Origin of the sequence: Mycolicibacterium komossense, from assembly GCF_025822605.1 — a bacterium.
In the GTDB taxonomy this organism is placed as follows: domain Bacteria; phylum Actinomycetota; class Actinomycetes; order Mycobacteriales; family Mycobacteriaceae; genus Mycobacterium; species Mycobacterium komossense.
In genome coordinates, this window is record NZ_JACKTY010000029.1 from 296,452 (window position 1) to 315,365 (window position 18,914).

General features: G+C 65.5%; 19 protein-coding genes. 9 read left to right on the forward strand and 10 right to left on the reverse strand.

Annotated features, from left to right (window positions below; all coding sequences use genetic code 11):
- From H7J73_RS14845 to H7J73_RS14860, 4 genes are read right to left on the reverse strand one after another with little or no spacing between them, the layout of a single operon-like run.
- Entirely contained in the window at positions 1 to 579 is a 579-nt protein-coding gene (locus tag H7J73_RS14845; RefSeq protein WP_264068216.1) for a GTP-binding protein, read from the reverse strand.
- Positions 560 to 934 (reverse strand): DUF742 domain-containing protein, encoded by a 375-nt coding sequence (locus tag H7J73_RS14850; RefSeq protein ID WP_264068217.1) that lies wholly within the window; start codon positions 932 to 934, stop codon positions 560 to 562. Before H7J73_RS14850 ends, H7J73_RS14845 begins: the two co-directional genes overlap by 20 nt.
- A gap of 6 nt (positions 935 to 940) precedes the next feature.
- Entirely contained in the window at positions 941 to 1,357 is a 417-nt protein-coding gene (locus H7J73_RS14855; protein ID WP_264068218.1) for a roadblock/LC7 domain-containing protein, read from the reverse strand.
- Positions 1,354 to 4,314 (reverse strand): sensor histidine kinase, encoded by a 2,961-nt coding sequence (locus H7J73_RS14860; protein ID WP_264068219.1) that lies wholly within the window; start codon positions 4,312 to 4,314, stop codon positions 1,354 to 1,356. The genes H7J73_RS14855 and H7J73_RS14860 overlap by 4 nt, the downstream gene beginning before the upstream one ends.
- Before the next feature lie 262 nt (positions 4,315 to 4,576).
- On the opposite strand from H7J73_RS14860, the gene H7J73_RS14865 reads away from it, so the two are divergent.
- The gene (locus H7J73_RS14865; RefSeq protein ID WP_264068220.1) at positions 4,577 to 5,041 is read left to right on the forward strand and encodes a tRNA (cytidine(34)-2'-O)-methyltransferase; all 465 of its coding nucleotides are present in this window, start codon (positions 4,577 to 4,579) and stop codon (positions 5,039 to 5,041) included.
- A 9-nt stretch (positions 5,042 to 5,050) separates the two neighbouring features.
- On the opposite strand, the gene H7J73_RS14870 is transcribed toward H7J73_RS14865, so the two are convergent.
- Positions 5,051 to 5,695, reverse strand: a complete 645-nt coding sequence (locus tag H7J73_RS14870) for a nitroreductase family protein (RefSeq protein ID WP_264068221.1) — start codon at positions 5,693 to 5,695, stop codon at positions 5,051 to 5,053.
- Between the two features lie 23 nt (positions 5,696 to 5,718).
- On the opposite strand from H7J73_RS14870, the gene H7J73_RS14875 reads away from it, so the two are divergent.
- A complete protein-coding gene (locus tag H7J73_RS14875) occupies positions 5,719 to 6,126 on the forward strand; it encodes a TIGR03667 family PPOX class F420-dependent oxidoreductase (protein ID WP_264068222.1) in 408 nt (135 codons plus the stop codon).
- A 12-nt stretch (positions 6,127 to 6,138) separates the two neighbouring features.
- Here the strand turns inward: H7J73_RS14875 and H7J73_RS14880 are convergent, their stop codons facing one another.
- The gene (locus tag H7J73_RS14880) at positions 6,139 to 9,438 is read right to left on the reverse strand and encodes an error-prone DNA polymerase (RefSeq protein ID WP_264068223.1); all 3,300 of its coding nucleotides are present in this window, start codon (positions 9,436 to 9,438) and stop codon (positions 6,139 to 6,141) included.
- A gap of 64 nt (positions 9,439 to 9,502) precedes the next feature.
- Between H7J73_RS14880 and H7J73_RS14885 the strand changes: the two genes are divergently transcribed.
- Positions 9,503 to 10,267, forward strand: coding sequence for an SDR family NAD(P)-dependent oxidoreductase (locus H7J73_RS14885; protein WP_264068224.1), 765 nt, complete (start codon positions 9,503 to 9,505; stop codon positions 10,265 to 10,267).
- A gap of 36 nt (positions 10,268 to 10,303) precedes the next feature.
- Here the strand turns inward: H7J73_RS14885 and H7J73_RS33700 are convergent, their stop codons facing one another.
- Complete coding sequence (locus H7J73_RS33700) at positions 10,304 to 11,269, reverse strand: GlxA family transcriptional regulator (RefSeq protein ID WP_264068225.1); 966 nt, start codon at positions 11,267 to 11,269, stop codon at positions 10,304 to 10,306.
- Positions 11,270 to 11,367: 98 nt separating this feature from the next.
- Between H7J73_RS33700 and H7J73_RS14895 the strand changes: the two genes are divergently transcribed.
- The 4 genes from H7J73_RS14895 (at position 11,368) to H7J73_RS14910 (ending at position 14,892) form a co-directional block, all read left to right on the forward strand.
- Complete coding sequence (locus H7J73_RS14895) at positions 11,368 to 12,099, forward strand: HD domain-containing protein (RefSeq protein WP_264068226.1); 732 nt, start codon at positions 11,368 to 11,370, stop codon at positions 12,097 to 12,099.
- Positions 12,096 to 12,827 carry an MBL fold metallo-hydrolase gene (locus H7J73_RS14900; protein WP_264068227.1) on the forward strand — a complete coding sequence of 244 codons (732 nt, stop codon included), beginning with the start codon at positions 12,096 to 12,098 and terminating at the stop codon, positions 12,825 to 12,827. The genes H7J73_RS14895 and H7J73_RS14900 overlap by 4 nt, the downstream gene beginning before the upstream one ends.
- A gap of 205 nt (positions 12,828 to 13,032) precedes the next feature.
- Positions 13,033 to 13,962: a serine hydrolase gene (locus H7J73_RS14905; protein WP_264068228.1), complete on the forward strand. Its 930-nt coding sequence runs from the start codon at positions 13,033 to 13,035 to the stop codon at positions 13,960 to 13,962.
- A gap of 120 nt (positions 13,963 to 14,082) precedes the next feature.
- Positions 14,083 to 14,892 carry a DUF1906 domain-containing protein gene (locus tag H7J73_RS14910; protein WP_264068229.1) on the forward strand — a complete coding sequence of 270 codons (810 nt, stop codon included), beginning with the start codon at positions 14,083 to 14,085 and terminating at the stop codon, positions 14,890 to 14,892.
- Between the two features lie 840 nt (positions 14,893 to 15,732).
- Here the strand turns inward: H7J73_RS14910 and H7J73_RS14915 are convergent.
- Positions 15,733 to 16,140, reverse strand: a complete 408-nt coding sequence (locus H7J73_RS14915; protein ID WP_264068230.1) for a hypothetical protein — start codon at positions 16,138 to 16,140, stop codon at positions 15,733 to 15,735.
- A gap of 190 nt (positions 16,141 to 16,330) precedes the next feature.
- Positions 16,331 to 16,486, reverse strand: a complete 156-nt coding sequence (locus tag H7J73_RS14920; protein ID WP_264068231.1) for a DUF6131 family protein — start codon at positions 16,484 to 16,486, stop codon at positions 16,331 to 16,333.
- Positions 16,487 to 16,688: 202 nt separating this feature from the next.
- Here H7J73_RS14920 and H7J73_RS14925 point away from each other — a divergent pair, with 202 nt between their 5' ends.
- Together H7J73_RS14925 and H7J73_RS14930 are read left to right on the forward strand one after the other, a co-directional pair.
- Positions 16,689 to 17,423, forward strand: coding sequence for a TetR/AcrR family transcriptional regulator (locus H7J73_RS14925; protein ID WP_264068232.1), 735 nt, complete (start codon positions 16,689 to 16,691; stop codon positions 17,421 to 17,423).
- An 85-nt stretch (positions 17,424 to 17,508) separates the two neighbouring features.
- Positions 17,509 to 17,751: a hypothetical protein gene (locus H7J73_RS14930; protein ID WP_435405498.1), complete on the forward strand. Its 243-nt coding sequence runs from the start codon at positions 17,509 to 17,511 to the stop codon at positions 17,749 to 17,751.
- 384 nt (positions 17,752 to 18,135) lie between these two features.
- On the opposite strand, the gene H7J73_RS14935 is transcribed toward H7J73_RS14930, so the two are convergent.
- Positions 18,136 to 18,813, reverse strand: a complete 678-nt coding sequence (locus H7J73_RS14935) for a nitroreductase (RefSeq protein ID WP_264068234.1) — start codon at positions 18,811 to 18,813, stop codon at positions 18,136 to 18,138.
- Positions 18,814 to 18,914 lie beyond the last annotated feature (101 nt).

Below are 18,914 nucleotides of genomic sequence, written 5' to 3' on the forward strand. Positions count from 1 at the left end.
TCAGCCTGCAGCAGACAGGGTCTCCAGCGCATACTCGCTCACCGCGATCAGCGCCTGCTTCGCCGAGTTGCGATCGCGCGCGTCGACGGCGATCACCGGCACATGATCGGCCAGGGTGAGTGCCTTGCGCACCTCGTCGGCGGGGAACCGCTGCGCGTCGTCGAACTCGTTGACCGCGACGACGAACGGGATCTTGCGGTCCTCGAAGAAGTCGACCGCCGCGAAGCTGTCCTGTAGGCGGCGGGTGTCGACCAGAACGATCGCACCGATGGCGCCGTGCACAAGGTCATCCCACATGAACCAGAACCGACGTTGCCCCGGGGTACCGAACAGGTACAGCACCAGGTCTTCGTCAAGAGTGATGCGCCCGAAATCCATCGCGACCGTGGTGGTCGACTTCGCCGGGGTGGCGTCGAGTCCGTCGACGCCTGCGGACGCATTGGTGACCATCGCTTCGGTACGCAGCGGCATGATCTCCGACACCGCGCCGACGAAGGTGGTCTTTCCGGCACCGAACCCGCCCGCGATGACAATCTTGGTCGACGCGGCATCACGTCTCTCAGAGTGCGCGTAGGCCACGGAGTGTCCTTCCTATGAGTTCGCGTCGTTCGTCGTGGGTGGAGTTCTCGGTCAATGTTGCCTGCACTTGAAGGTAACCCGACGTGACCAGATCGCCGACGAGGACACGGGCCACTCCGAGGGGAACATCCAGCCGGGCCGAGATCTCCGCCACAGACGGACTCTTGATGCACAGCTGGATGATCTTGCCTCGCAGGTCGTTGGGCGGCCACTGGTGAAACAGACCGGACTGCAGTGTCTGTATCGGGGCCTCAAGCGGTAGGTCGACGCTGGTGCCGGTCCGCCCGGCGGTCAATGTATACGGTCGGACCAGGTTCGCCTCATGGCCGGGTGCCGGACGTTCTGGTCTGTCCATGGCGGGTTACGACGTGGAGGCGGCGCGGCGCCTGGTCGACTGCACGACGCCACTGACCCGTTCGACCAGCAGGGCCATCTCGTAGCCAACCTGCCCGATATCGCACGACTTCGACGCCAGTGTCGCCAGCTGCGAGCCATCGCCGACCTGCATGATCAGGACATAGCCGTGATCCATTTCCACGACCGATTGCAACACGCGGCCCCCGTCGAAAAGCTGTGCGGCACCTGCGGAGAGGCTGGCAAGTCCGGACGTCACGGCAGCGAGTTGGTCCGCCCGCTCGGGCGGCAGGTGTTCACTGGCCGCTATCAGCAGGCCGTCCACCGATACGAGTACGGCGTGCGCAACACCGGGGATGTCGCGCGCGAACTTCGACACCAGCCAAGCATGCGGATTCTCCTGCGACGAACCTGGCGCGCTCATTCGTGATCGAGTCCTTGAGTTGTGTTCCGTGCGTGCGACCGTCCCGCGCGCACACCCCCGAAGTGGTTGCTGATCGAGGCGCGGATCGCGTCGGGGTCGCGTTCGGGAGCCTCAGGTTCCGCCGTCTCCGACAGGTCTGAGCCGGGGTGGACACCGCCGTTCGATGCTACTCCGCTCTCCTTGTCGGGCCGTTCCGAGCGGGTGTCGCCAGCTGCGACGTTAGCTGTTCCACCGGGGATGAGCCGAGCCCCTGGATCCCGCACCGGCAGCCCCTGCTCGGTGTGCGATACGACGGCTTTGTTCTGCGCGTCTTCGGCGGCCGCCCAACCGTTGTCCCACACCGATTTCCATTCCTGCGGCTGGGCGTCGATCTCATCGGGGTCGACCAGCCACTCGTTGACCATGTTCTGGTAGATCCAGTCCGGCCCGGAACTGGTCGAGTGGGGTGCCGACATTTCTGCGGCCAGGCGGTTCATATCGCTGATATCGATCGAGATTGTGTCGACGAGCTCGTCGGGCTCGTAGACCGGCTGCGGTTGCGGCTCAGGCTCAGGCTCTGAGTGCTGCGGCTGCGTCGGTGCGGAGACGGCCTGCGCGCCGGCGGCCTTCTCCTCGGCGGCCTCCCGACGTGCGCGTCGGCGCGACGCGAAGAATCCGGAGGTGTTGACCGGTGCCGGCGCTTCGGGTGCCGCCGGGGTCTCGTCGGCTGGCGACTCCTCGGCGGCCTCGTCTGCGTCCATCCACCACGGCACGGGCAGCGGTCGCTTGGCCGGTCGGTCCGGCTCCTGGAACGGGCTCTCGGCCGGCAGGCCGGTGATACCGCTGGAGCCGGGACTGCGGCGCGGCAGCATCGTCACCGACGCCTCCGGGACTGCGGCAGGTGCGTCTTCCTCCCGCGCCGCAACCTCGGGCCGCACCTCCTCGAACAGCGAGATGGGTGCCTCGGCGACAGGTTCGGTTTCGACAGGTTCGGCCTCGGTGGACTCGACAAACTCGGGTGCTGGGGCAGACGTCGTCGCACCCTCCCACAGCACCGGCGGCACATAGAGCTGCGCAGTGGTGCCCGAGCCGCTGGCCGGAGCGAGCAACCGGACATACATGTTGTGCTGACGTGCCAGCCTCCCGACCACGAACAGACCCATGTGCCTGGTGTTGTCGGGGCTGACCTCTCCGCCGGCATTGAGCCGCATATTGGCGATCCGCAGATCGGCCTCGGTCATCCCGAGTCCGGCGTCGTCGATATCGATGAGCATGCCGCCGTCGCTGGTGTGCACCGCCGTCACCCTGACCTGCTCGGTGGGCGGCGAATATCGCAGCGCGTTGTCGATCAGTTCGGCCAGCAGATGGACGGCGTCCCCGGCGGCGGATCCGATCAGGGCCGCGTCGGGCACCGCACCCATCTCGACCCGCTGGTAATCCTCGACCTCGGAGGACGCGGCGTTGATCAGTGACGCCAGGGGCACCGCGTCGGCCTGTTCGCGGGAAACCCGCGCCCCCGCCAGCACCAGCAGGTTCGCCCCGTTTCGCCGCATCCGGGTGGCGAGGTGGTCGAGGCGGAAGAGGCTGTCGAGACGGTCCGGGTCCTCCTCGTTTTTCTCCAGCCGGTCGATGAGCGAGAGTTGTTGGTCCACAAGGGATTTGTTGCGCCGCGACATCGTCTCGAACATGTCGTTGACCATTACCCGCAGCCGCGCCTCGTCGCCGGCGAGTAGCAACGCCTGGGTATGCAGTTCGTCGACCGCATGGGCCACCTGACCGATTTCTTCGGTGGTGTGGATGGGCAGCGGGTCCGGTTCACGTTCGTCGCCGGCCTTGACGCGCTCGATCTCCGAAGCCAGGTCCTGGTGCGCGATCTTCAATGCGCCGTCGCGCAGCCTGCGCAACGGCCGGACCAGTGACCGGGAGATCACGAAGACGATGACCAACACGATCAGGAAGGCGGCGAGGATGGCGATGGCGTCGCGGATGGCGTTGTTGCGCTGATGAGCCGCCTCGGCATCGACCGTGCTGGTGATCGACGAGGTGGTACTGCCGATCAGGTCCTGGGCGATCTGATCAGTGGTCTGGATCGACGCCAGCAGCTGCGGGTTGCCCACCAGTTGTGCGGTGGGATCGGACAGGACCGCCTGCCGCTGCACCAACTCCGAGCGCAACGTGGCGGCTTTTTCCGACGCCCCGCCGAGCAGCTGGCTCATTCCGGTCACCGTCGACGGCTCGGTCCCGGCCAGGCCGATCATCCGCAACCGCAGAGCGGCCTCGGGCAGGTCACCACCGCGTTCGACGAGCATGCGTTGCATGGCCATCTGGCCGCGGGCCCCGACCGCCCGGGACAGGCCTTCAGCCTGCAGCCGCAGCGTCTCGTCGTCGACACGCACGGAGCCGGTGATCGCGGTCTCTGCGGTCAGCAACAACGGCGCGAAAATGGTCACCTGTTGCAGTAGGTCGACCTGTTTCTGGTCGACCTTGTCCATCAGATCGGTGCCGTAGTTGAGCAGCGTCGTCACGGCCAGTCGCACATCTGACTGCGGGTCGGTGTTGTCCAGGCGCTGCTGCAGCTCGCTCTTGCGGGCGGTGTAATCGGCGACAGCTTTCGCGCTGTCGCCGCCGGAAGCATCGGTGACCAGCGCATTCTCCAGCGCCGCAAGGTAGTCGTTGATATCGGGGATCAGTTTGGCGCGGTCCGCGGCGACACTGAGTGTGCGGGCATAGCCAATGCTGCTGTAGATGCGAACGCCGCCGAAAGTCGCGGCCAGCAGCAGCGGCACCAGGGCGATCGCGATGACTTTCCAGCGGACCGGCCAGTTGGCCACCGACAACCGCCGCGGGCGCTTCACCGGCGCGGACGCCGGATAGTTCTGAACCGCCGGCGCAGCCGTACCCGTGGGCTGGTCAAAACCCGCGGGTGGATCGAACGCCGGCGAGTTGTCGGACGCCGGCTGCTTATCGAACAAAGTCACAGGGCCAGGCCTGGTGTGGCTGCCCTGGACCAGAATGCTGCGCTGCTAGTTTGTGTTGTCGTCTCGTTCATAAGACTTCCTGCTCATGTGACCCGTCGACGATACGGCCGGGCGCAATTCGCCTGGCAATCCGAGCAGTATGACAGTCCCTGACGAGGGGTTCCACAGTTGTTACTGAACAGATAGATCTCCTGATCCTGCGGACAGGCCCGTCAGCCGACCGTTAGCAAAGTCTGACCGCCGGTGCTGACATCATCGGTGCATGTTCCGCCTGATGTTCTACTCACCACGAATCGCACCCAACACGGGCAATGCCATCCGGATGGTCGCCGCCACCGGCGCAGAGTTGCATCTGGTCGAACCGCTCGGCTTTGACCTGTCTGAGCCCAAATTGCGACGGGCCGGACTGGACTACCACGATCTGGCGTCGGTGACGGTCCATTCGTCGCTGGCCGCCGCGTGGGAGGCCTTGGCGCCGCAGCGGGTGTTCGCATTCACCGCGCACGCCAGTACCCCGTTCACCGATATCGGCTACCAATCCGGCGATGTGTTGATGTTCGGTCCTGAGCCGACCGGACTGGACGCCGAAACCCTGGCTGATCCCCATATCACCGAGCGGTTGCGCATCCCGATGCTCGCCGGCCGGCGCTCGCTGAACCTGTCGAACGCCGCGGCGGTCGTCGTTTATGAGGCGTGGCGCCAAAACGGATTCGCCGGCGGAGTGTGAGGGCCGGCGCTACCAGGTGTCCCAGTGGGTGACCTGGTCGGCGGGCAGTCGCTTGGCGAGCTTGAAATCGGTGCCCTTGGTGTAGGCGATCGGGAAGAGCCCGGCCTGGCGGTAGTTGTCGTACGGGATGCCGAGGAGCTCGGCGACCTTCTGCTCGCCGCCGTTGCCGAGGTGCAGCGTGGTCCAGCAGGACCCGAGGCCACGTGACCGTAGCGCCAAGTTGAAACTCCAGACGGCAGGTAACAGCGATCCCCAGAATCCCGCGCTCATCGCATTGGCCAGCTTGACGCTGCCTTCCAGGCACGGCACCAGGAGCACGGGAGCCTCGTGCATGTGCTCGGCGAGGTATTTCGCGGAGTCGGTGACGGCTCCCATTCGCTCGCCGCGGGTGTCGCCTTCGGCGTATTCGGGCTTGGGCATGTCGAGGTATTCGGTAGCGTTCGCGAGATAGATATCGCGGATGGCTTTCTTCTTCTCCGCGTCCTCGATGAACACCCACTGCCAGCCCTGCGCGTTGGATCCGGTTGGCGCCTGCAGTGCCAGTTCGAGGCATTCCGTGATCAGCTCGCGGGGTACCGGCTTCTCGAAGTCGAGACGCTTGCGCACGGAACGGGTGGTGGTCAGGACTTCGTCGACGCTGAGGTTGAGGGCCATCTTTGGAGACTACATTCGGGCACATGACTGCCGAACTGACACAAGAAGTTTCCAGCCGACTGACCGACGCCCAGTACGGCTGGCTGACCACGGTGGCGAAATCCGGCCAGCCCGTGCCGAAGTTGATCTGGTTCTACTTCGACGGCTCGGAGGTGTTCATCTATTCGATGCCCGGCGCCGCGAAGGTCGTCCACATCGGCCGGCACCCGCAGGTGAGTCTGAACCTGGATTCCGACGGCAGCGGGGGCGGTGTCATCGTGATCGGCGGGACCGCCACGGTGGACGCCACCGGAGTCGATTGCCGTGATGACGAGCCCTACTGGGCGAAGTTCGGCGCGCTGTCGGACAAGTTCGGCCTGACCGAGACGATGGGCAGCTACAGCACACGGCTCAAGATCACCATCGACAAGGTGTGGACCACGCCGGTGTAGGCCGGCTCGACGTCATCGGAAATCGCGGGAGCGCGACCTCACCTTCATATTGATCGGGCTCATCCGGTCGGCGATCACGGTGACCGCGCCGGTGGCGTTCTGCACGATGCCACGGATCACCAGCGCCGACGCGGTCTGCGCCAACTTGCGGTGCCGACCCCAGACCCCGGGTGAGCACAAGATGTTCACCAAACCGGTCTCGTCTTCGAGGCCAAGGAAAGTCACCCCCTGCGCGGTCGCCGGACGCTGTCGATGGGTCACTGCGCCGGCCACCAGGATTCGCGTGCCGTCGGGCACGGACAGCAGCTTCTCGGCGGGCACCACCCCCAACGCATCGAGGTCTGCCCGCAGGAACTGTGTCGGAAAACTGTCGGGTGAGACGCCCGTAGCCCACACGTCGGCGGCCGCGAGTTCTACCTCACTCATCCCCGGCAGCGATGGGGTGTGTGACGACGTGCCCACCCCGGGCAGCCGGTCAGGACGTTCGGTGGCGGCCGCACCGGCTGCCCACAGCGCTTCGCGACGGGTGATTCCGAAGCACCCCAGTGCGCCCGCGGTGGCCAGCGCCTCGGCCTGCGGCACGCTGAGCTGCACGCGCCCGGTAAGATTCAGCAGGGAAGTGAACGGGCCGTGCGCTTTTCGTTCGTCGACAATCTTCTGCGCGAGCTCGGTGCCGATAGTGCGGACCTCCCCCAACCCGAGGCGCACCTCGGTGCCCTCGTTCTCGAGCGTGGCGTGGGCCAGGCTGGCGTTGGCGTCGGGGCCGTGCACCACCACCCCGTGGCGGCGGGCATCCGCAACCAGTGACTGTGGCGAGTAGAAGCCCATCGGTTGAGCACGTAGCAGCGCCGCGCAGAATGCAGCCGGGTGGTGCAACTTCAGCCACGACGAATAGAACACCAGCGACGCGAAAGACAGCGAGTGGCTTTCCGGGAAACCGAAATTGGCGAACGCCGCCAACTTCTCGTAGATGCGGTCGGCGACCTCGCCGGTGATGCCGTGCGATTCCCGCATACCGTCGTAGAACCGGTCCCGCAGCCGGCGCATCTTCTCGGTGGAGCGTTTGGAGCCCATCGCCCGACGCAGCTGATCGGCCTCCGACGCGGAGAAACCCGCGCAGTCGACCGCGAGCTGCATCAATTGCTCCTGAAACAGTGGCACACCCAGCGTTTTTCGTAGAGCCGGCTTCATCGACGGGTGGTCGTAAACCACCGGTTCATGACCGTTGCGCCTACTGATGTAGGGGTGCACCGACCCGCCTTGGATCGGCCCCGGACGGATCAGCGCCACCTCGACCACCAGGTCGTAGAACACCCGCGGCTTGAGCCGCGGCAGGGTGGACATCTGCGCCCGTGACTCGACCTGAAACACCCCGACGGAATCGGCGCGCTGCAGCATCTCGTAGACCGCAGGCTCGGACAGGTCGAGGGCGGCCAGGTCCACCTCGATCCCGTTGTGCTCGGCCAGCAGATCGATGGCGTAATGCAGTGCCGAGAGCATACCGAGTCCGAGCATATCGAACTTCACCAAACCGATTGCCGCACAATCATCTTTGTCCCACTGCAGGACGCTGCGGTTCTCCATCCGCGCCCATTCCACCGGACACACGTCGGCGATCGGCCGGTCACAGATGACCATGCCGCCCGAATGGATGCCCATATGCCGCGGCAGGTTCTTGATCTGCATCGCCAGGTCGATCACCGGCTCGGGGATGCCGTCGACGTCAGGCGAATCGGCCAGTCCGTTCCAGCGGCTGATCTGTTTACTCCAGGCATCCTGCTGGCCCTGCGAAAAGCCAAGGGCGCGAGCCATATCGCGGACCGAGCTGCGGCCCCGATACGTGATCACGTTGGCCACCTGTGCGGCATAGTCACGCCCGTAACGCTCGTAGACGTATTGGATGGCCTGCTCACGTAGATCCGACTCGATGTCGATATCGATATCTGGGGGGCCGTCCCGGGCGGGTGAGAGGAACCGTTCGAAGAGCAGCTCGTTGGCCACCGGGTCGACATGGGTCACGCCGAGCGCGTAGCAGACCGCCGAATTGGCCGCCGATCCCCTGCCCTGGCAGAGGATGTTGCTATCCCGGCAGAACTGGGTGATGTCGTGGACCACCAGGAAGTAACCGGGGAACTTCAACTGCGCGATGACGGCCAGTTCCCGCTCGATCTGCGCATAGGCCTTCGGCGCGGCATCGCGGGGGCCGTACCGGCGTGCGGCGCCGGCCATGGCCAGCTCGCGTAGCCAACTGTCCTCGGTGTGCCCGAGCGGAACCTTGAATGGCGGCAGCTGGGGCGCGATGAGCTGGAGGCCGAAGGCGCACTGCTCCCCCAATTCGGCGGCCGCCCTGACGACCTCGGGCCGGTGGGCGAACAACCGGGCCATTTCGTCACCGGAGCGCAGGTGGGCACCGCCCAGCGGAGCCAGCCAGCCGGCCCCCTCGTCGAGGGACTGCCTGGCCCGGATCGCCCCCATCGCCATCGCAAGGCGACCGCGCGTCGGTTCGGCGAAATGCGCGCCGGTGGTGGCGACGACCCCGAGCCCGAACCGGGGCGCCAGTTGGGCCAACACGGCATTGCGTTCGTCGTCGAGCGGGTGACCGTGGGTGGTGAGCTCGACACTGACCCGGTCGGCGCCGAACCGGTCCACCAGATCGGCCAGCGCCGCCTCGGCGGCCTCTGGACCTCCCGTCGTAAGTGCTTGACGTACATGCCCTTTGCGGCATCCGGTCAAGATATGCCAGTGCCCACCCGCAGCTTCGGTGAGTGCGTCGAAGTCATAGCGCGGTTTACCTTTCTCCCCGCCGGCCAGGTGGGCGGCAGCCAGCTGACGCGACAGCCGTCGATACCCTTCGGGACCGCGAGCCAGCACCAGCAGATGCGGCCCCGGCGGATCGGGCTCTTCGGTGCGCGCGACATTGCCCAGCGACAGCTCTGCACCGAAGACGGTACGGATGTCGAGTTCCCTTGCAGCTTCGGCGAAGCGGACCACACCGTAGAGACCGTCATGGTCGGTCAACGCGATGGCACGCAGGTCCAGGCGCTGCGCCTCCTCGACGAGTTCCTCCGGCGTGCTTGCCCCGTCGAGGAAGCTGTACGCCGAGTGGGTGTGCAATTCGGCGTACGGGGCCGCCGAGCGCTGCAGCCGCCGGGGGCGCTGTGGTTGTTCATAGGCCGTCCGCTTACCAGACCAGGCCGGGCTGTCCCCGCCGTCGACCGTCGGCTCACCCAAGGGCATGCCGGCGCGGCGCGGTTTGCTGTTGAGCACCCGCTCCATCTCGGCCCACGTCGGCGGTCCGTTACCCCAGCCCATTCGATCAGTTTATAGAACATACGTTCGATAGACCAGCGGGGCGATGGTGTGCTCATGATGTCCCATGACACAGCGACTCGAGGGCGCGACGGCCCTTGTCACGGGGGCGAGCAGCGGTATCGGTGAGGCCACCGCGCTGGCCTTGGCGGCCGAGGGTGCCACGGTGGCCGTCCTGGCCCGCAGGCGCGACCGACTCACCGAACTGGCGACCCGCATCTCCGCGGCCGGCGGATCTGCCCTGGTGATCGAGGCCGACATCACCGATTCGGCCGCCGCGGCCGCCGCCGTCGAGCAGGTGGCGGGCGCACTCGGCCGGCTCGACATCGTGGTGAACAACGCCGGCCTGATGCGGGTCGGACCCGCCGCACAGGCGTCCCCTGACGACTGGGACCAGATGCTCGCCGTCAATGTCGCGGGACTTCTCTACATCACTCGAGCCAGCCTGCCGCATCTGATCGCCGCCGCCGCGGATTCGCCCCGCGGGGTGGCCGATGTCGTCAACATCAGCTCGACCGCCGGACGGGTGGCCCGACCGAACGCGGCCGTCTACTCGCTGACCAAATTCGGCGTCGGCGCCTTCGCCGAATCGGTGCGCCAGGAGGTACTCGACAAGCGGGTGCGGGTCAGCCTCATCGAGCCCGGCACCGTCGCCACCGAGATCACCGACGGGCTCCCCGCGGCCGCCCGGGCCGCTATCGACCGGCAGACCGCCGGGATGCAGAAGCTGCAACCGGCCGATATCGCCGACGCGATCACCTACGTCGTGACCCGCCCTCGCCACGTCGCGATCAACGAAGTCCTGATCAGGGCCGCCGACCAGACCTGGTGACGTCACCGTGCCGCGGCCGGCCGCGCCGGCTTTCGGTCATGATTGACGGCCGACATAACCCGTGCGGTATTTGTGCGGCGGAATGCCGACGCTGCGCACGAAGTGAAAGCGAAACGAGGCCGGCGAAGCGAATCCGGATTGCTCCGCGATCCTGTCCACCGGTAGGCGGGTTGTCTCGAGCAACCGGCGCGCACGGTCGATGCGAATCTGCAGCAGCAGCTGCAGCGGTGTCGTACCGAGACGTTCCTGAAAATGCCGGTTGAGGCTGCGCACACTCATCGAGGCGTGTCTGGCGATGCTGCCGAGGTTCAGCGGTTCAAGCGCATTCTCCTCCATCCACTCGATAATCGCCTGCAGTGAATTATCCTCCGGCCGTACGGATTCGATGTACGGGGCTTGGCCGCCGTCGCGCCAGCTCGGCAACACAAGTCGGCGCGCGGTCCGGTTTGCCAGGTCAGGGCCGGCGTCCTGCCGAAGTAGATGCAGGCACAGGTCAAGGCCTGCCGCAACGCCGGCGGAGGTCAAAATCTGACCGTCTTCGACGAACATCGCGTCGGCATCGACCTCGACGTCGGGGTAGCGTCGCGCCAGCGCACTGGCCCACTGCCAGTGCGTCGTAACCCTTTTCCCGTCCAGCAAGCCGCTTGCGGCTAGCGTGAAAGCCCCAACACAGATGGATCCGATGCGGGCGCCTGCGTTGTACGCCGCCCGCAGAACGTCGATCACGTCCTGGTTGGGTGGCACCAGGAAGTCTTGCTTCCCCGGCACGATGACGACGTCCGCGTCCACCGCCTCGTCGAGCCCGAACGGCGTCCGGATCTCGACGACGCCCCACGCGAGTGTGGTGGCGACAGCCTGGCCGGCGGTACAGATTCGAACGTCGTAGCGCGGGTCATCGGAAGTGTTCTCGGCCAACGCCGAGTTGGCCATCCCGAACACCTGCCCAGGAATCATCAGCTCGAATCCCAGTATCTGCTCATATCCGAGCACGGCGACCTTCACTGGCCAGATTCTAGCAAGATATGGCTATTTGGCCACTATCTGTATCGACCACGCGACCGCACAGTTGAGTAACACCACCTACTGACGAAGGGCCCGCAATGACCATCCCCGACATCGCCTCCGCTGAGCGGTTCGGATTACCCGATTCCCCGGTCGCGGTCGCGGCTCGTCAACTGGCCAACAACGTATGCCCCGAGTTCGTGTACAACCACGCGGTCCGCAGCTATCTGTTCGCGCGGGAGTTATCGGCGGCCGACCAGACTCCCGACGACGGCGACGACGAGTTGCTTTTCCTCACCTGCGTCTTGCACGATCTCGGCGCCACCGAGTACGCGAACACCGACGAACGGTTCGAGGTGGATGGCGCGGATGCGGCGGCACGCTTTCTCCAGATGAACGGCGTCGACGCGGCGCGGGTCGAGATCGCCTGGACGGCGATCGCACTACGCACCAGCGTCGGGCTGGCCCACCGGTTCGGCCCTCTCGCCGCCGTGGCGCAAATGGGTATCGGGACCGACATCGTCGGCACTCACAAACAGCTGCTGCCAAAAGGATTCGCCGATCGCGTGCACGCCGCCTGGCCCCGCCACGATCTGGGTTACGCCCTTGCCGCAGTCGTCGCCGAACAGGCACAGCGGAATCCCGCCAAAGCACCGCCGATGAGTTTTCCTGCGCATCTTCACCAGCTGATGTACCGAGTCGAGTCGCCAACGACATGGTTTGACGTCGTAGACGACGACGGCTGGAACGATCGCCCTATCGCGGTGGGCAGCGGTGTTCGGTCCGCCGGCCACACACACAATTCGACCCTGCAGAAAGCCAGCCGATGAAAACCAAGATCGTCAAGATTCCGGTCCTCGGCGACCACCTCGTCAACACCTACTTACTGATCGGGCGCCGTCCCATCCTCGTCGACTGCGGCATGCCCAGTAGCGGCGATCGCATCTGGAACGGCGTCACTGCCGCCGGTGTAGACCCCACGGATCTGGAGATGATCATCGTCACCCATGGTCACGTCGATCACTTCGGTGCCGCCGCCGAGCTTGCGGCCCGCACCGGCGCTCCGGTCGCGGCGCACGCCGCCGACCTCCCAACCTATCTGGCTGGACACTCCGACCGTGCCCAGCGCCAGCCGATTGGCGTCTTCGGACATGTCTTCAGCCGGACTCCTCCACCGAACGAAGTGACTCGACCTCTGCACCCCGATCGTGTGCTGACCGGCGAGTACCGCCTGGACGGGCACGGCATCGACGCCCGCATCATCCACACGCCCGGCCACACCCCGGGATCGGTATCGGTCCTGCTTGACCAGGGCGACCTGATCGCCGGCGACATGCTCACCGGCGGCTTTCTCGGGCTACTGCAGTACCGCCCCTCCAATCCGCCCTTTCACGACGACCCGCAGCAAGCGCTCGACAGCCTGCAGGCGGCACTGGATCTGGGACCGCACACCTTGCACCTCGGGCACGGCGGCCCGATGGAGGCACCCCGCGTGCAGCGGTGGCTGGATGGTCAACTGGCCCAGCCAACCCACAGCAAGGAAAGGGCATCCAGCTGATCCGGCCTGTGGCAGCGTAATCTGTTGCGGGCGAACATAGTCCGTGCACTCGCTCCCCGACACGACTGCGGTGGCGTTGTCAGGATGAAATTCTGAGCCTCAGTTCACCCCCCTCTCCTCCTACCCAGCCGATTAAGCTGGGTCGACCGGCGGGCGCAACGCTGTCCCCGCTTCCCATGGTTCCGGACCTGCCCGAAGGAGACTTATGCGCCGGCGGCTGCCGAACTGGGCGACGGCAAGCACGGCAATCGCCTGTGTAGCACTGCTCGCAACCGGTTGTGAGGCACAGGTCTGGGGTACGCCGCCGGCCACTGAAAACAACCCGCAGGGATCCGTCGCCACCCCGCTTGCCCCGTCTTCTGCGCTGCCCGAAGCCGGCCCCGCCCTGCCTGCGACATCACTGGACGGACTTGACGCTCGCCTCCGGCAAGCCACCGCCGACGCGGCCGAGTCCGGGGCCGTCATCGAGGCCGTAGTGCTGGACCGCAGCACCGGCCAGATCGTTTCCAATGGAGCCGGCCAGCCCTTCCCGATCGCGTCTGTGGTCAAGCTGTTCATCGCCGACGACCTGCTACTACAGGAGTCGCAGGGTAAGACGGCACTCTCCGATACCGACCGCAGCTCACTCGACCTCATGCTGCGCTCCTCCGATGACAGCGCGGCTCAGATGTTCTGGGACCGCAGCGGACAAGACGCCATCATCGCGCGCGTCGTAGCTCGGTACGGATTGACCGGCACGACCGCTCCCTCCAACGGGCACTGGGACGTCACGCAAAGCACTGCAAGCGATCTCGTCCGCTACTACGACATGCTGTTGGCCGGCACCGGCGGACTGCCGCCGGAACAGGTCAACGTCATCATCGGCGACCTCGCGCAATCCACACCGACCGGAACCGACGGGTACCCGCAGCGGTTCGGCATCCCCGACGGGCTCTACGCCGAACCCGTTGCGGTCAAGCAGGGCTGGTTCTGCTGCTGGAACGGCGCCGACCAGCTGCACGTGTCCACCGGCGTCATCGGATCCGAACACCGATACGTGATGGCGATCAGCTCCTTGGAAGCCGATGACGCCGCCGCCGCCCGCGACACCGTCACCCAGGCCGTCAAGACGATGTTCCCGGGCGGAACGATCTGAGCACCTGAGCCACGTGAAGCCGTGGAATCGCATTTCGGCTCCGCGTCACCTGGATCGCGAACCGGACACGACCAGGCGACGTTGCGCCGTTAACAGCAGTCCCATTGTTAACATCGCCCCGTGCAGGATTCGCCGGGGGCTAGCAGCCTGCGACCATGGCGTCAGGTGACCCGACGCGACGCACTGCGCTACGTCGCAGCTGCGTCGGCACTGGCCGGGATGGGCGCCGCAGCAGCAGGTGCCGGCGCGCCCGCGGCGTCGGCCGCCGCCCCCACCCTGATCGACTTCGCTATGCGTCAGATTCCGGCCGAGGATATCCGCGCCGCAGGCCACGCCGGGGTGATCAACTACGTCTCGACGTCGCGCCCTGGCTCGTCCTTCGGCGCCAAGCCGATCACACTGCCCTACGCGCAGTCACTGACCGCCGCCGGACTGGTGATCGTCAGCAACTTCCAGTACGGCAAGCCGGGCGGGACCGCACCGTCGGACTTCACCCGCGGGTATGCCGGAGGCGTCGCCGACGCTCGTACCGCCTGGCAGTTGCATACCGCCGCAGGCGGCGGCCAGAGTGCACCAATTTTCTTCACCATCGACGAGGACATCGACCGCGATACGTGGAACCGCGTCGCACTGCAGTGGTTTCGCGGCATCAACTCGGTGATCGGAGTGCAGCGTACCGGCATCTACGCCGGTATCAATCCGTGCCAGTGGGCCGGAGCCGACGGCGTTCTGGGGAGATCGAGCACGCCTGGGCGCTGGTGGGCCTGGCAAACCAAAGCCTGGTCGGGCACCCAGGTGCACCCGGCCGCCGTGCTCTATCAGCGCGTGGTGAGCACCGCGTCGAATCCGGGCCCGGTGGTCGGTGGGATCGAAGTCGACGTCAACGACGTCCTCGCTCAAGATTGCGGCCAGTGGAACCTCCATCCTTAGCGCTGAGATAGGTACTCGGACTCGCGCAAAAGCCAAGCGATGCTTGGCGACTCGTCGATCTTCCAGCCCCGGGTAAGCGCATCGTCGAGCCGTGCCGTCGATCCCGTGTGGGCAACTGCCTGTAACCGAGAAAAACGGAAGCCAGCCAGTTAGCCCGAGAAGGGCGTAGATTGAATTTCAGCGTTCCCCGGTCCCTCGACCCCGGCCCCCGGTGCGGCTTGATGCTGACCAAGCTCAGGGGGCCGTCTCCATGCACAAACCACGATCGCACCGTGCGGATTCTGAAAGTCGTTGCCCAGGAACGACTTCACCGCAGCTCAGCGCCAAAGCGCCGCCCAGTCACCGCGCAGTCCCAGCTGCGCATGTCCGGCCGGCCGCCCTTCGAGCCTGTCCACGAGGGGCCCTCGAACCTTCAGGTCACGGAGCCGATCCTGCACGCGGTGACTACGTCTGCATTCGCTACACAGAGCACGTTGTGGAGGTGTGCGTACAAGGCGTCCTTGACATGGTCACCTCACCAGCTTTGAACGGGTATCTCGACACAGCGCTTCGCGGCCGGCCGAGAGCGGTGACAGTCGACCTCACACACGTCGAATTTCTTTAGGCTGCAGGCCTAGAAGTACTTGCTGACGCGCACCGAGCCGCTGGTACCGCCACCTGGCTCGCGGTCATCGCGGCTACCCGAGCGGTTCGACGCCCCATCGAGATCACGGGAATGGCTGACATGCTGCACCTGTACCCGACTGTGTCGGCTGCACACGCCGCGCTGACGGCGCCGCCCTGCGGGACCTGACACCGACTTCTCGATGAGCGCGAGCAAGCCCGACAGTGGTGCCGTGCCTACTTGGCAGCAGTCAGCGGTCCTGGGGTTTCCGTGCGGTCATCAGCCCCGGACGCCTGGGTGGCCGGGTCCATCGTGTCGGCACGCGCCCACTCACTGTCGAGGTGGTCTCGGGATGTCGAGGCTTCGTTGCGGTGGATTGCGGCTTGCTGTTGCAGGCCCGCGGCTTGCGCGGCTTTGACGTCGGCTTCGGCTTGCGCTGCTCGTGCCCTGGCGGCGGTCTCGTCAGCGAGCGCTTCTTGCTGCCCGACTTCGGGCGATTCCTCCCGGACAGCATCTCTGATCTTGTCGGCAACGACGTGCCGATGTTGGTTGCGCTTGTTGCGCCCCACCCAGGCGATCAGCGCGATGAGAACAACGGCAGCGATGGCAATGATGGCGATCAAAATGAGTGTACTGGTAGCCATTTCGGCTCCTTAGGGTTGTTGAATGACGCGGCCGAGAACTGGGTTGGACCATCTTCGTCGCGTTGGTGAAATAGCCGCACTGCTACGCAGCGCCTGCGCCAACGATCAGCCGTCCGACCACCACCAGCGTGACTATCCGGATCATCTCGCTCTCGTTCGAATCCGGTGAGACGAGTTGTGCAGTGCCACTTCAGTAGTAATGCCTTCGACCGCCGACGGCGCGGCCCATGGATCCCAAGACCCACAGCACTGCGCCGATGACGACGAGGATGATTCCGATGGTCCACAGGATCGAGATTTTGAGTACGAATCCGGCGATGAGCAGGATGATTCCCAGCACGATCATGAGCTAGTCCTGATTTCTTTGAGCATGAAGAACGTGGTGATCGGGGACCACTAACCAGCTGCCGACGATGCGCGGCGCCATAGTTTCTGGGGCTAGACGTCAAGTAGATGCCTGTTTACGCTGTGTGTCAACACCGTAGACACACAGCGAGAGAGGCAGAGCGAGTGGAGCGCGCCGCACAATGCCGGAAAGGGGTACGGCGATGACGCGAGAGCGAACCGACGCGAACACCCACGGCAAGAAACCGGCCTCGCCGTCCGGGCCACCCGGCCAGATCACTCGCCCGCTCGTCATGCAGACCGCACTGGCGATCGTCGACCGCGACGGCGTGGAAGCCCTCTCCATGCGCAAGCTCAGCGACGCACTGAACCGCGATACGACGGTGCTCTACCGCCACGTCCCCAGTAAGGCCGCGGTGCTCGACGGTGTCGCGGAACTGGTGCTGAGCCAGCTTGCAGTGGACACCACTGATCCCGATTGGGCCGGCCAATTGCGCACCGTCGCCCACCACTTCCGCCTGCTCGCCCTCGAACACCCAAATGTGTTGCCGCTGCTGGTCATTCGTCCGTTGGCCACCCCGCTCGGGCTGCGGCCACCAGGCACGCTGCGGCCCCTTGAAGACATCCTCGCCCTGCTCGCCGCCGCTGGGTTCACCGGAGACGATGCGCTGCACATCTACCGAGTGCTCTTCGCCTACCTGCACGGTCACATCCTCGGCGAACTCCAGCAAGTCATCGAGCGGCCCGAGGAAACCGACCACGTTCTGCAACTCGGCCTACATCGGTTGCCACTGAGCGAATTCCCCCGACTGCGCGCGGTGGCACCTGCATTCGCCTCTTACGACGGCGGCACCGAACTCGATCGAGGCCTCGATCTTCTACTCACCGGACTCACCACGACCCTGACCAGTCCCGACGGATCACCCCGCAACGGCTGAGTCACGCCAGCCGCGCCGCCGCCGGAATACATAGGGAATCGAATCAGTTGCCACGTGTATGCAGTGCGGACGCTTACTGAGGTGGATGACACCCGTGGCCATCGCAGCCGCCTGCATCGTCGCGCCCACACTGGGCTTCCCGTCCAGCGACGTATCGACGGTGGCCGACGGCTGCTACAACGGAGCCACTGTGCTCGATCCCTATGGAAGTAGCTGCACACTGCCCGGTCCGGTCGGCAAAGTTCGCGGCTCGGCGCCTGACGCCAACGCGATCATCGCGTGTCGGCACCACCCAGGGTGCCTGGCCGTCTATGTCAACGGACCCTAGTCCCCTTCGAACCACGTGCAGGCGGGCCGACCGCTTCCGGAGCTCGGGACACGGCGGGCCGGCGCCTTTCGCAGACGTATTGCCGAATGGCACTGAGTACCAAGTCCTCTGGGCAGCAGATTCGCCAAGGCGGGACTTTCGCCGCTGGCGCCCGACTACCCGACTTTTGACGACGGCCTCGAACAGGCCCTGGTGGCCGACGCCATCGCGACCAGCGCTCTTAACGGCCACTGGGTTTCGGTCGCTCGTCCTGATTCCGACTAGTGCTCTGGCGGCGCCCGAACCGGTGTGAGTACGGCGCCGTCCTTACTCTGAACCGGCCCGTGGGTGGGATGTCGTCGAGCAGACTGTGCTGGCGCAACCCGAACGACGACCGCGGAGCCGTCACCAATGGAAGGTGACGGTCTCGTCGACGCTCGCCTTCTCCGTGCGGTATCGGTTGGTGGTGGCGTCCAGATCCGGGTAGCCGAAGGAGATCCCGAACAACATCTTTTGGGACGGATGGATGCCGAGAAGATCGCGGATCGTGTCGGCGTAGAAACCCAACATCGTCTGCGGCACTCCGCTAAGGCCGTGCGCCGTAAGTGAGAGTAGGAACGTCTGGGCGTACATGCCGACATCGGCGGCGACGCGGACACCGTCGTACAGGGTCGGCATGAACAGCAGAGCGCCGTGGGGGGCGCCGAAGAATTCGAGGTTGCGCAGCATTGCCCGCTGCCGCAAGTCATGTGCATCGCGCGCAATTTCCAGGGTCTGAAAGTACGCCGCGGCCTGCGCCGTCTGCCGGTCGCGATAGACCCCGGTCAATTCGTCATAGCCCCACGGAAAGTCGGGGGTGGTGCGCTGGCCGGCTTCGGCCGACAGCATGGCTTCACTCAACGCGTCGCGTGTCGCGCCTGAGACGATGTGAACGTTCCACGGCTGGATGTTCGCGTTTGAAGGTGCATGACGCGCGTCCTCGGTCACCGCACGGATCAACGATTCTGGTACCGGGGTCGGCAGGAAGTTGCGCAGGGAGCGGCGGTCGCGGACGACATCACCGAACAGTTTGGCTGAGGACATTTTTCCGTTTCTTCTCCTGAGGACACCGCTGTTGCCGGGGGTACCGGGTGCATTCATGCTTGCTGGGATACCGGTTGTTCGGCAGTGCCCTGCCGATCCGG